This is a genomic window from Streptomyces sp. NPDC050504, assembly GCF_044458065.1.
Classification (GTDB): domain Bacteria; phylum Actinomycetota; class Actinomycetes; order Streptomycetales; family Streptomycetaceae; genus Streptomyces.
The window spans coordinates 28,276-42,932 of record NZ_JBITHO010000015.1 but is presented as its reverse complement, the minus strand read 5'-3'; the positions used below and the strand labels follow the sequence as shown (position 1 = coordinate 42,932).

Here is a 14,657-nt window from a genome sequence, read left to right as displayed (position 1 = left end):
GGACAGAAAAGGTGGCGCGGTAAGCGATGTCGAGTCTCGACGATCACGCAGTGTCCGGTGCGGACGACCTCTCTCAGGCCATCGCGGTCGTCGGACTGTCCTGTCGGCTTCCGCAGGCGCCGAACCCCGAGGCGTTCTGGCGGCTGCTCTCGACGGGGTCCAGCGCCGTCACTCGGACGCTGGGCGCACGCTGGGGCGACGAGACCGGGCTCGCGCACGGCTCGGCGGCGGCGTTCGCCGGGGGCGTCGAGCACGGTGGCGTCCTGGACGGGGTCGACGGCTTCGACGCCGGCTTCTTCAGCATCTCGCCGCGCGAGGCGGTGGAGATGGACCCCCAGCAGCGGCTGATGCTCGAACTGAGCTGGGAGGCCCTGGAGGACGCGGCCATCGTGCCCGGCGCGCTGCGGGCGGGCGCCGGCGGCGTCTTCGTCGGCGCCATCGGTGACGACTACGCCTCGCTGCTCTCGCGCCACCACCGGGGCAGGTTCACCCCCCACACGCTGCCCGGCACCAGCCGGGGCCTCCTGGCCAACCGCGTCTCGTACGCGCTCGGGCTGCGCGGCCCCAGTTTCACCGTGGACGCCGCGCAGGCCTCCTCTCTGGTCGCCGTCCACCTGGCCTGCGAGAGCCTGCGCGGCGGCGAGTCGGACCTCGCCATAGCGGGCGGCGTCAACCTCATCATCGGGCCGGAGAGCACCGCCAGGGCCGCCGGGTTCGGCGCCCTGTCGCCTGACGGCCGCTGCTACACCTTCGACGCCCGCGCCAACGGCTACGTACGCGGTGAGGGCGGCGCCGTGGTCGTGCTCAAACCGCTCGCGTCCGCGCTCGCCGACGGGGACCGCGTCCACTGCGTGATCCGGGGCAGCGCGGTCAACAACGACGGCGCGTCCCAGGGTCTGACGGTGCCCAGCGGCCCGGCGCAGGAGGAACTGCTGCGCCGGGCGTGCGTGCGGGCCGGGGTCGGTCCCGACGAGGTGCAGTACGTGGAGCTGCACGGCACGGGCACGCGCGTCGGCGACCCCGTCGAGGCGGCGGCGCTCGGCGCGGCCCACGGCGCGGGCCGCACGCGGGAGACGGCGCTGCGGGTGGGATCCGCGAAGACCAACGTCGGCCACCTGGAGGGCGCGGCTGGAATCACGGGCCTGGTCAAAACGGTGCTGAGCATCGCGCGGCGGCGCCTGGTGCCCTCGCTCAACTTCCGTACGCCCAACCCCGACATCCCGCTCGACAAGCTGGGGTTGCGGGTCCAGACGGAGGCGGGTCCGTGGCCCGCGCCGGACAGGCCGTTGATCGCCGGGGTCAGTTCCTTCGGCATGGGCGGCACCAACTGTCACGTGGTGCTTTCCGAGGCGCCGACGACGGACAAGGGCGGCCCTGTGGAGGGCGGCGGCGGCAGTAGCGGCACCGAGGCGGGCGCGGGCGGGCGGGCGCGGGACGGTGACGGGCGCGCGCAGGACGGTGGGGGGCGCGCGCAGAACGGTGTCGGCCCGGCGGTGGGCTCGCCGGATGCCGGGCTTCCCGTGTCCTGGCCCGTGCCCGTGCCTGTGCCCTGGCCCGTGTCCGCCCGCGACGCGGCCGCCCTGCGCGACCAGGCAGCCGCGCTCGCGGAGTGGGCCCACGGCCGACCCGCCGACCGGCCGGCGGACATCGGCTGGTCCCTCGCCTCCACGCGGACGGCCTTCGAGCACCGGGCCGTGGTGCTCGCCCACGACCGCGAGGGCCTGTTGCGCGGGCTGCGCGGCCTCGCCGACGGGGTGCCGGGGGCGGGCGTCGTGAGCGGGCGCACCGCCGAACCCGGCCGACTGGCCGTGCTGTTCACCGGGCAGGGCAGCCAGTACGCGGGAATGGGCCGAGGTCTGTACGCCGCGCATCCGGCGTTCGCCGCCGCCTTCGACGAGGTGTGTGCCCACCTGGACCCGCTCCTCGAACTCCCTTTGCGACAGGTGGTGTTCGCCGAGGAAGACGCCCCCGAAGCGGCGCTGTTGCACGACACCGCCTACACCCAGGCGGCGCTGTTCGCGGTGGAGACCGCGCTCTTCCGGCTCTTCGAGCACTGGGGCGTGACGCCCGACGTGCTGGTCGGCCACTCCGTCGGCGAGCTGACCGCCGCCCACGCCGCCGGGGTGCTCTCCCTGGCGGACGCCGCCGTGCTGGTGGCCGCGCGCGGGCGGATGATGGCGGCGCTCCCCGCGGGCGGCGCGATGCTCGCCGTACAGGCGTCGGAGGACGAGGTCGCCGGGAGCATCGCCCACCTGCTCGGCGAAGTGGCGATCGCCGCGGTCAACGGGCCCTTTGCCGTGGTGGTGTCGGGCGACGAGGAGCCGGTGGCGCGGCTGGCCGCCGAGTGGCGGGAGCGCGGCAGGAAGGTGCGGCGGCTCCAGGTGAGCCACGCGTTCCACTCCCCCCGCATGGAGCCGATGCTGGCCGAGTTCGAACGGATCGCACGCGGCCTGGAGTACGCGGAGCCGCGCGTTCCCGTCGTCTCCAACCTCACGGGAGACCCGGCGGCCCCGGGCCAGCTGGACTCGCCCGAGTACTGGGTGCGCCACGCCAGGGAAGCGGTGCGCTTCCACGAAGGCGTCCTGACGCTGCGGGAGCTCGGCGCGACGGCGTACCTGGAGCTCGGCCCCGGCGGTGTGCTCACCGCGATGGCCGGGGAGTGCCTGGCCGGAACGGACGACGCGGTCGGGACCCTCGGCACGGACGGGACCCTCGGCACGGACCGGTCCCATGACACGCACCGGGCCCTTGGCGCGGACCGAGCCCTTGGCGCGAACGGGGCCTTTGGCGCGGACGGGTCGGGCGGTCCCGGCGCGCTGCTCACCGCGACGCTGCGGCCCGGCCGGTCCGAACCCGAGGACGCCCTGGCGGCCCTCGCCCGGCTGCACGCGCACGGGGTGCCGGTGGACTGGCGGCCCGTCTTCGCGCCCTGGTCGCCCGGCCGGGTCGCACTGCCCACGTACGCCTTCCAGCGGCGCCGGTACTGGCCGGATCTCGGTGAAGGGGCGGGCACGACAGTGGCGTCCGGGTCCACTCCGGCCGTGGCGTCCGATTCCGTACCACCCGGGACACCCACTTCCGTACCGGCCCTGGCATCCGACCCCACTCCGGCCGAAGCCGCCCCCGCCCCCGCGCCGGAACCCGAGACTCCCTCCCCCTGGCGCCGACGGCTCTCCGCACTGTCCCCGCAGGACCAGGAGCGAGCCCTGCACGAGCTGGTACAGACCCAAGTCGCAGTAACTCTTGGCCACTTGACGAGCGACACGGTCGACACCAGCCGCACGTTCAAGGACCTCGGCTTCGACTCGCTGTCGTCGGTGCAGCTGCGCGACCAGCTCACCGCGGTCACCGGGCTGAGGCTGCCGACCGCGCTCGTCTACCACCATCCCACGCCCCGCTCCCTGGTCGACCGGCTGCACTCCGAGCTCGACGCCTCCACCGCGCAGGCACCGGACGACACGGAGCCGACCGGCGCGGTCGTCGCGGACGACCCGGTCGTCGTGGTCGGCATGGCCTGCCGTTTTCCGGGCGGCGCGGCTTCGCCCGAGCAGCTGTGGGACCTGGTGGCGGAAGGCCGGGACGCGATCGGGCCGCTGCCCGACAACCGGGGCTGGGACCTGGAGGGGCTCTACGACCCCGACCCGGATACGCCCGGCACCTCGTACGTCCGGGAGGGCGGGTTCCTCTACGACGCCGACCTGTTCGACGCCGCGTTCTTCGGCATCAGCCCCCGCGAGGCCGCCGCGATGGACCCGCAGCAGCGGCTGCTCCTGGAGACGTCCTGGGAGGCGCTGGAGCGGGCGGGCATCGATCCCCGGACGCTGGCGGGCACGGCCGCGGGGGTGTTCGTCGGCGCCACTGCCCAGGAGTACGGCCCGCGCCTGTCCGAAGGCGCCGACGGCCTCGACGGCCACCTGCTGACCGGCACCACGACCAGCGTCGCCTCGGGCCGGATCGCCTACTCGCTCGGCCTGCGCGGGCCGGCCGTCACGGTGGACACCGCGTGCTCGTCGTCGCTGACCGCGCTGCACCTGGCGGCCCAGGCACTGCGCCAGGGCGACTGCTCCCTGGTGCTCGCCGGAGGCGTGACGGTGATGGCCGGGCCCGGCATGTTCGTGGAGTTCAGCCGCCAGCGGGGCCTCTCCCCCGACGGGCGGTGCAAGGCCTTCGCGGCCTCCGCCGACGGCACCGGTTGGGCCGAGGGCGCGGGCGTCGTGGTGCTCGAACGGCTTTCTGACGCCCGGCGGCACGGCCGTCCGGTGCTCGCCGTGGTACGCGGCTCCGCGATCAACCAGGACGGGGCGAGCAACGGCCTCGCCGCCCCCAACGGCCCGGCCCAGGAGCAGGTGATCCGGCAGGCGCTGGCCGCCGCCCGGCTCGGCCCGGGTGACGTCGACGCGGTGGAGGCGCACGGCACGGGCACCAGGCTGGGCGACCCCATCGAGGCGGACGCCCTGCTGGCCACCTACGGGCGCGGGCACGACGCCGAACTCCCGCTACGGCTGGGCTCGTTGAAGTCCAACATCGGGCACACCCAGGCGGCGGCCGGGGTCGGCGGCTTCATCAAGATGGTCATGGCGCTGCGCCACGGCGTCCTGCCGCGCACCCTGCACGCCGACGAACCCACGCCGCACGTCGACTGGTCGGGCGGCCCGCTCGCCCTGCTCACCGAAGCCCTGCCCTGGCCCGAGCTCGAACGGCCCCGGCGGGCCGCGGTGTCCTCGTTCGGCATCAGCGGCACCAACGCCCACCTCATCCTGGAGCAGGCGCCACCGGGCGACCAGGAGGAATCCGCTCCCCCGGCCGAGGGCGGCGGCCGCGCGCGGCACGCGGTCGCCTGGCCGATCTCCGCGCGGACCCCTCGGGCACTGGCCGCGCAGGCCGGGCGGCTGCGTGACCTCCTGACCGCCGAACCGCCACCGGACCTCGCCGACGTCGGCCTCGCGCTCGCGACCGCGCGTACGGCGTTCGAGGAGCGCGCCGTGGTCGTGGCCGACGACCACGCCGGGCACTTGGACGCTCTGGCGGCGCTCGCGCGCGGCGAGTCGGCGCCGGGCGTCGTGCGGGGCACCGCCCGCGCCCCCGGAAAGACGGTGTTCGTCTTCCCGGGGCAGGGGTCCCAGTGGGAGGGCATGGCGGTCGAACTCCTCGACGGGGCGCCCGTGTTCGCCGCGCGGATCGAGGAGTGCGCCGAGGCCATGTCGGCGTACGTCGACTGGTCGCTCGTGGACGTGCTGCGCGGCCGCGAGGGCGCTCCCGGCCTGGACCGCGTCGACGTGGTGCAGCCCGTGCTGTTCGCCGTGATGGTGTCCCTCGCCAAGTTGTGGCGGTCCTACGGGGTGCGGCCCGACGCCGTGGTCGGCCACTCGCAGGGCGAGATCGCGGCGGCCTGCGTCGCCGGCGCCCTGTCGCTCGACGACGCCTGCCGCGTCGTCGCGCTGCGCAGCCGGGCGCTGGTCGCGCTGGCCGGAACCGGCGGCATGGTTTCCGTACCGCTGCCCGCCGCCGAGGTGCGCACCCGGCTCCAGCGCTGGCGGCGGCGCCTGGGCGTGGCCACCGTGAACGGACCCGCCTCCACCGTCGTCTCGGGCGACCCCGAGGCCCTGGACGAACTCCTCGCCGACTGCGCGGCAAAGGACGTACGGGCCCGCCGGATTCCCGTCGACTACGCCTCGCACTCGCACCACGTCGAAGCGATCCGGGAGCAGCTCGCGGACCTTCTGTCCGGCATCGCGCCGCGCTCCTGCGACGTCGCCTTCTACTCCACGGTGGACGGCGGGCCCGTCGACACGAGCGGGCTCGACTCCGACTACTGGTACCGCAACCTGCGCGAGACCGTGGAGTTCGAGCGCGCCACCCGCGCCCTGCTGCGCGACGGGTACGGGGTGTTCGTCGAGTCGAGCCCGCACCCCGTGCTCACCGTGGGCGTCCAGGAGACGGTCGACGCCGCCGTGGCCGAGAGCGCCGCGTCCGGGGCGGCGGCCACGCCAGTCGTCACCGGCTCACTGCGCCGCGACAAGGGCGGTCCGCAGCAGTTCCACGCCTCGCTGGCGGAGGTGTTCACGCACGGTACGGACGTGCTGTGGCACACCGGGCAGGACAACGTCCGGGCACCGGGACGCGCCGTCGTCGACCTGCCCACGTACGCCTTCCAGCGCGAGCGGTACTGGCTCACCGCCCCGCGGGCCGCCGGGTCCGCGGCGAGCCTCGGCCTGTCGGGAACGGCCCATCCGCTGCTAGGCGCCACCGTGGAGATCGCCGACGAGGACCGGACCGTCCTGACCGGGCGCGTCTCCCGGCAGAGCCATCCGTGGCTCGCCGATCACGCGGTGGCCGCCACCGTGGTCGTACCTGGTGCCGCCTTGGCCGAACTCGCCCTGCATGCGGCCGAGTTCGTGGACTGCGGTCAGCTGGACGAGCTCACCCTGGAGAGCCCGCTGGTGCTCCCGGAGCGGGGCGATGTCCAGTTGCAGGTGGCGGTCGGCCCGCCGGATGGGCCGTCCGGACGGCGCCCGGTCTCGGTGCACGCCCGCCCGGAACCCTCCGTCGAGGACGAGGAGCCGGCCTGGACCAGGCACGCAGTCGGATCGCTGCTCGCGGCCGGGGGCCGGGCCGCGGAGCCCGGCGACGGCGCGTGGCCCCCGCCGGGCGCCACACCCGTCCCTGTCGAGGGCCTGTACGAGGGCCTGTTGGACGACGGCTACGAGTACGGCCCCGCCTTCCAGGGCGTGCGGGCCGCCTGGCAGGACGGCGAAATCCTGTACGCGGAGGTGGCGCTGCCCGAGGAACTGCGGTCGGATGCGGCCCAGTTCACCATCCACCCCGCGCTCCTCGACTCGGCGCTGCACGCGCTGGCCCTCGGTGGCGGTCCGCTGCGCGCGGACGGAGCCGGGCGCCTCGGCCTGCCGTTCTCGTGGTCCGGCGTGACGCTGCACTCGTCCGGTGCGACGGCTCTGCGGGTCCGCTGGTCGGCGACCGGCCGGGACACGGTGACGCTCGCCCTGACCGACGCTTCGGGGCAGCCGGTCGCGACGATCGACGCGCTGGCCCTGCGGCCCGCCGCCGTGGACCGGATCGGCGACGGGCGGGGCGGCGCGCACCTCGGAGCGCTGCACCGGGTGGTGTGGAAGCCGGTGGACGCGGCGGAGGTTCCCCTCGGGGAGCAGGACGCCGAGTTCGTCGACGGGCCTGCGGGCCTCGCCGCCGTCATCGCGGCGGCCGAGGGGGGCGCGGCGGCGCCTGCGTACGTCTTCGTCTCGGTGTCCGACGCTTCGGGGGCAAGGTCGGGGCGGGGGCCAGGGTCGGAGACGGGGCGGGGGCAAGGGTCGAAGTCGGGGACAGGGCCAGGGCCGGAGTCGGAGACGGGGACGGGCTCAGGGGAGAGCGGGCGGGGGACTTCCGATGGCGGTCCCCTCGTCGAGCCCGGCACGAAGGCCGCGCGGGCCATCACCCACCGCGCCCTCGACCTGGCCCAGGAGTGGCTTGCTCACGAGGGGGCGCTGACCGGCTCACAGCTGGTGTTCGTCACACGTGACGCCATCGGTACCCCGGGGACTAACTTCACAGAGGGTTCCGCGGCCGACTCCGCACGCGCCGCAGACAATATCGCAGCCCCTGGCGTTCGGGGACTGGCGGAGGCGCCCGTCTGGGGCCTGATCCGCTCCGCACAGACCGAGAACCCAGGACGCTTCGCACTGCTCGACCTCGACCGACCGTGGGACGCCGCCCTCCTTCCCACGACGGTCGCCGCGCTCGCAGGCGGCGAGTCCCAGCTGGCACTGCGCGCGGGGGTGCCGCATGCTCCCAGGCTCGTACGCGTCGAGCCGAACACGCCCGTGGGGAACGCGCCCATGGAGAACGCGACCGGATACGCGGTCGGCACCACTCTGATCACCGGCGGAACCGGAACTCTCGGCCGACTCCTGGCCCGGCACCTGATCGCCGAACACGGCGCCCGCCGACTGCTGTTGGCAAGCCGCAGGGGCGCCGCCGCCGAGGGCGCGCAGGAATGCGCGGCCGAGCTGACCGCGCTCGGCGCGCAGGTCACGGTGGCCGCCTGCGACACGGCGGACCGCGAGGCTCTCGGCGCGCTGCTCGCTTCCGTACCGGAGGAGCATCCACTCACCGCCGTCGTGCACGCGGCCGGTGTCCTGGACGACGGTGTCGTCGACTCCCTCACCCCGGAACGGCTGGACGGCGTGCTGCGCGCCAAAGCCGACGCGGCGTGGCTGCTGCACGACCTGACACGCACTCTCCCCGTAAGGGACTTCGTGCTCTTCTCCTCGGTGATCGGCACCGTCGGAGGTGCCGGCCAGGCCAACTACGCCGCGGCGAACGTCTTCCTGGACGCGCTGGCGCACCACCGCCGCGCCTTGGGCCTGCCCGCGCGTTCACTCGCGTGGGGGCTTTGGGAACAGGGAACGGGGCCTGCTTCCCGGGCGGAAGGAACGGGATCCGGGCGCGGGGTTGCGGCCGGTAGCACATCGGAGGTGACGGCAGGTGCGCCTCCAGGGACGACACCAGGTGCGCCTTCGGGGATGACTGCCGCAATGAGCGAGACCGATCGGTCCCGAATGGCCCGCGCCGGAATCCTGCCGCTCCCGGCGGGCCACGGCCTGTCCCTCTTCGACGCCGCGCACACCACGGACGATGCCGCACTCGTTCCGGCCCGAATCAACTCCGCTGCTCTGCGCACAAGTTCGACTGCCGGAACACTTCCCGCGCTGCTGCGCGGCCTCGTACGAACCGTACGCCGGACGGCGACCGCCGCCGCCACCGGGGCCACGGAAGCGGACGGAATACGGGGGCGTCTGGCCGGGCTGACCGAGGCGGAGCAGGACGAGCTGGTCCTGACCCTCGTACGCGGGCAGATCTCCGACGTCCTGGGACACGGTGACGCGGACCGCATCGCCGACGAACGAGCCTTCAAGGACCTCGGGTTCGACTCCCTGACCGCCGTCGACTTGCGCAACCGGCTGACGGCGGCCACCGGCGTCAGGCTGTCCGCGACGCTCGCATTCGACCATCCGACACCCGCCGCCCTCGCACGGTACCTTCGCATTCAACTCACCGGCATCGAGGCGGAGTCCACGCCCCAGACCCGGACTGTTGCACACTCCGAAGACCCAATCGTGATCGCGGGCATCGGCTGCCGCTTCCCCGGCGGGGTCGGCTCTCCCGAAGAGCTGTGGCGGCTGGTCGCGGACGGCGGCGAAGCGCTCACGGCCTTCCCCTCCGGCCGTGGCTGGGACCTCGACGCCCTGTACGACCCCGACCCGGACCACCCGGGCACCGCGTACACCCGCGTCGGCGGCTTCCTCGACGACGCCGACCACTTCGACGCCGACTTCTTCGGCATGAGCCCCCGCGAGGCACTGGCCACCGACCCTCAGCAGCGGCTCCTCCTGGAGACCGCCTGGGAGACCCTGGAGCATGCGGGAATAGACCCGGAGTCACTGCGCGGCAGCCGTACCGGGGTCTTCACCGGAATCATGTACGGCGACTACGGCAGCCGAATCCAACAGGCGCCCGAGGAGTTGGAGGGCTACCTCCGCAACGGCAGCCACGGCAGCGTCGCGTCCGGCCGCATCGCGTACACCTTCGGGTTCGAGGGCCCGGCGGTGAGTGTCGACACGGCCTGCTCGTCGTCGCTGGTCGCCCTGCACCTGGCCGCGCAGGCACTGCGCAACGGAGAATGCGACCTGGCCCTCGCGGGCGGCGTGACGGTCATGGCGACCCCGGCCACCTTCATCGAGTTCAGCCGCCAGCGAGGGCTGTCCCCCGACGGCCGCTGCAAACCCTTCGCGGCCGCCGCTGACGGGACGGGCTTCGCGGAGGGCGTGGGGCTGTTGCTGGTGGAACGCCTTTCGGATGCGGAGCGCAACGGGCATCCCGTGCTGGCCGTGTTGCGAGGCTCGGCCGTCAACCAGGACGGCGCCAGCAACGGCCTCACCGCACCCAACGGACCCTCACAGCAGCGGGTGATCCGCGCCGCACTCGCCGACGCCCAACTCAGCGCCGACCAGGTCGACGCCGTAGAGGCACACGGTACCGGGACAAGCCTGGGCGACCCCATCGAAGCGCAGGCCCTGCTGGCGACCTACGGGCAGCACCGGGACGCGGACAGCCCGCTGTGGCTGGGATCGATCAAGTCGAACATCGGGCACACCCAGGCCGCGGCCGGAGTCGCCGGCGTCATCAAAATGGTCGAGGCGATGCGCCACGGAGTGCTGCCGCAGACCCTGCACGTCGACGAACCCTCACCCCACGTCGACTGGACCACAGGCGCAGTATCCCTGCTCAACCAGCAGCAAGCTTGGCCCGACACCGGACAGCCAAGGCGCGCAGCCGTGTCCTCGTTCGGGATCAGCGGCACCAACGCCCACATCATCCTCGAACAAGCACCGGCGAAGAGTCCCGCCGAAGTCACGGAAGCCCCCGTGCCCCCGGCCGGTCCGCTGGCGTGGGTCTTGTCCGCCAAGACCCAGGACGCCCTGCGCGAGCAAGCTGCACGACTGCGGGAACTGGTGGCCGCGACCGACCCGTCCCCGGCGGACGTGGGCTTCTCCCTCGCCACCACGCGTGCCCATCTGGAGCAGCGGGCCGCGGTGATCGCGGAGGACCGGGACGGGTTCCTGACCGGACTGGACGCACTCGCCACGGGCACGGAAGCGCCTCATGTCGTACGAGGGGCAGCGGCCGCCACCGCCAAGACCGCGTTCCTCTTCGCCGGACAGGGATCCCAGCGACTTGGCATGGGAAGCGAGCTGTATGCCGCCTACCCGGTGTTCGCCACAGCCCTGGACGAGGTCTGCACGCAGCTCGACCCGCACCTAGACATACCGCTGCGGGAAGTGATGTGGGCCGACGAGGACAGTGAACAGGCAGCGCTGCTGGAAGACACTCTCTACACTCAGCCCGCACTCTTCGCCCTGGAAACGGCACTGTTCCGCCTCCTGGAACATTTTGGTGTCGTCCCTGAGTTCCTGACCGGGCACTCCATCGGTGAACTCGCGGCCGCGCATGTCGCAGGCGTGCTGAACCTGGAAGACGCCTGCACCCTGGTCGCCACCCGCGCCCGGCTCCTGCACAGCCTCCCGAGCGGCGGAGCCATGACCGCCCTCCACGCCACCGAAACCGAAGTCCTCGACGCACTCGACGGACGCACCGACGTCACCATCGCCGCCCTCAACACACCCACCAGCACCGTCATCTCAGGCGACAGGGAAGCGGTCAGCGAAGTCGCGGCACACTTCGCCCGGCAAGGCCGGAAGGCCACCAACCTGCATGTCAGCCATGCCTTCCACTCCCACCACCTCGACCCCATCCTCAACGACTTCCACACCGTCGCAGCCGGTCTCACTTACCACCAGCCCCGCATCCCCATCGTCTCCACCCTCACCGGCGAAACCGCACGCCCGGAAGACCTCACCACACCCCACTACTGGACCCGCCAACTCCGCCAAACCGTCCGCTTCCACCCCGCACTCACCACCCTCACGAACCAACGCACCACCACCTACCTCGAACTCGGACCCGACACCACCCTCACCGCCCTCACCCGCACCACCACCGACACCACAGCAACCCCCCTCCTCCACCCCAACCAACCCGAAACCCAGACGGTCCTCGCAGCCCTCACCACCGCCCACATCCATGGCACACCGGTCAACTGGACCAAGGTCTACGCACCCCACCACCCCCACACCACCACCCTCCCCACCTACCCCTTCCAACACCACCCCTACTGGCTCCACCACACCGAAACCATCGTCGATGCTTCCGGCATCGGGCAGAGTCCCACCACCCACCCCCTCCTCGCAGCCGCAATAGAACTCCCCAACAACGCCCACCTATTCACCGGACGCCTCACCCTCAACACCCACCCCTGGCTCGCCGACCACACCATCCACGGAACCACCCTCGTACCCGGCACCGCACTCCTCGACCTCGCCCTCCACGCCACACACCACACCGGCCACAACCACATCCAAGAACTCACCCTCCACACCCCCCTCACCCTCCCTGAGCAGGGTGCGACACGGATTCGTCTCACCACCTCGCCATCCGCCGAGGGCAGCAGGTCGGAGTTCGCGCTCCATTCGCAGGCCGAGACGTCCGTGACCGGCGCAGAGTGGACGCTCCATGCGACCGGCGCCCTCATCACCGTGCCCGAAGCTTCCTCGACCACTCCCACCGCGTGGCCGCCGAGCGGGGCCACACCGGTCGACGTCGACGAGCTGTATCGGCGCCTGGCCGGTCTGGGGCTCGGCTACGGCCCTGCCTTCCGCGGGATGAGTGCCGCCTGGCGGCGAGAAGGTGAGGTCTTCGCCGAGATCCGACTTCCCGAGGGGCTCGCCGACGACGGCCATGTGATCCAGCCCGCGTTGCTGGACTCCGCGCTGCACACGATCTTCCTCACCTCCGACGCACCCGGAAGTTCCGAGGCACCCGAACAGGGCGGCGGACCGCTCCTGCTTCCCTTCTCGTGGAGTGGGCTCACCTTGCATTCCGCGCGCCCTTCCGTCCTTCGCGTGAGGCTCGGCGTCGGTGGTGAAGGGGCTGCCGGTGGGGCGCCCGTCAATTCTCCCGTGTTCACGCTGACGTTGACGGACGGCGACGGACGTCCGGTGGCGACCGTGGATTCGTTCGCCGTACGCCCCGTATCCGCGCGGCAGTTGGAGGCCTCCGTCGGCTCCAGTACGACGCTCAGCCGTGTCGGCTGGCAGCCGCTTCCCGCGGCATCGGGGACGACCGACACGGGCACGGAAGCAGACGCGTCCCGCTTCACGTTCCTCCACGCCGTCGCCCCAGCGGACAGTCCCCTGTCCGACTCCCCCTCCGTACAGACGCACGAGGTTCTGCGCCACACGCTCGCACAGCTCCAGGAGTGGCTCGGGGAGAGCGACCGCGATGCTGGTGCTCACGCCCACGCAGATCGCCTGGTGGTCGTGACCCGGGGCGCCGTGTCCACCGGAAGCGGGGACGAGGTCCGGGATCTGGCGGGGTCGGCTGTGTGGGGCCTCGCCCGTGCGGCTCAGACCGAGCACCCCGACCGCCTGCTCCTCGTGGATCTGGAGCAGATCGAGAATGCCTCGGTGCGAGGCGAGGACGATCGGCCGGAGCGGGTCGAGGACGACCTGGCGCCGCTTGCCTTCACGGCGTTCGCGCGCGGCGAATCGCAGGTCGCCGTGCGCCGGGGCACAGCACTCGTACCACGCATAATCCGTGGCGTCACGGCCGACGATCCGGCCGCCGCACCCCACACCAGCGACGACGAACTCCCTCTCGGAAATGGGTCGTTCGATTCGGAGGGGACCGTACTCATCACCGGCGGAACCGGAACACTCGGGAGTCTGCTGGCCCGCCATCTGGTCACCGAACACGGGGTCCAGCACCTGCTGTTGCTGAGTCGTCGGGGCGGTGCCACCGAAGGCGCCGCCGAGCTCGTCTCTGATCTCAGGTCCGCCGGCGCAGCCGAGGTCGCCGTGGTGGCCTGTGACTCCGCCGACGTGCACGCCCTGCGCGCGGTCCTCGACGGGATTCCGCAGGAACGGCCGCTCACCGCCGTCATCCACGCGGCGGGTGTGCTCGGTGACGCCACCGTCGGCGCACTCACCGCGGAGCGGGTCGACACCGTGCTGCGCCCCAAGTCAGACGCGGCATGGAACCTGCACGAGCTGACCAAGGACCGGGAGCTGAGTGCCTTCGTCCTCTTCTCGTCCGCCGCGGGGATCCTCGGCACGGCGGGTCAGTCGGGATACGCGGCCGCCAACGCCTTCCTCGATGCGCTCGCCGCACACCGCCGGGCCTCCGGGCTGCGCGGCGTGTCGATCGCCTGGGGCCTGTGGGAGCAGGAGAGCGCAATGACCGGTGCTCTCGACGCCGTCGACCGCGACCGTCTGGCCAGGTCGGGGCTGTCCCCCATGGGCAGCGCCGAAGGGCTCGCGGGCTTCGACGCCGCGCTCGCGCAGGGGCTGGACCAGCCGGTCGTCCTGGCCGTGCGCTGGAACCTCGCCGCTCTACAGGGACAGGCCGAGTCAGGCGCACTGCCGTCGATACTGCGCGGCCTCGTCCGTACACCGGTCCGTACCTCCCCGACCGGCAAGGACGCGGCCCTGTCGGCCGCCGCGTTCGAAGAACGTCTGCTCTCCCTGCCGGAGGCGGAGCGCGCCGAGGTGTTGCTCGACCTGGTACGTACGCAGGCGGCGGGTGTCCTGGGGCTCGGTTCGCCGGCTTCGGTCGACTCCGCGCGCGGCTTCCTCGACATGGGTTTCGACTCGCTGACGGCCGTCGAGCTGCGCAACCGGTTGATGACCGCCACCGGCCTCCGGCTTCCGACGACCCTACTCTTCGACCATCCGACACCGGCGACGCTCGTCAGGTTCCTGCAAGCGGCGTTCGGGCCCGTCGAATCGGCGGCCGACCAGTCCGTACTGGCCGAACTCGACAAGCTGGAGCCCGCGCTCCACACCATGTCGGAGGACTCCAGGAGGGTCCTCGCCGTTCGCCTCCAGGACGCGCTTCTGAAACTGAACGAAATCACCGAATCCGACGGTGGTTCAGCGGTTACGACGCACATCGAGTCGGCGAGCGACGACGAGGTGTTCGCCTTCATCGACAACGAGCTCGGAATTTCCTAATGCCCCCCGCTACAC

At 72.5% G+C, this 14,657-nt stretch carries 1 protein-coding gene; it reads left to right on the top strand.

The features are described 5' to 3' along the window. The first annotated feature begins 50 nt into the window (after positions 1-50). On the top strand, positions 51-14,642 hold the full coding sequence (locus tag ACIBNE_RS38250) for a type I polyketide synthase (protein WP_399280161.1): 14,592 nt from the start codon (positions 51-53) through the stop codon (positions 14,640-14,642). Positions 14,643-14,657: the final 15 nt, after the last annotated feature.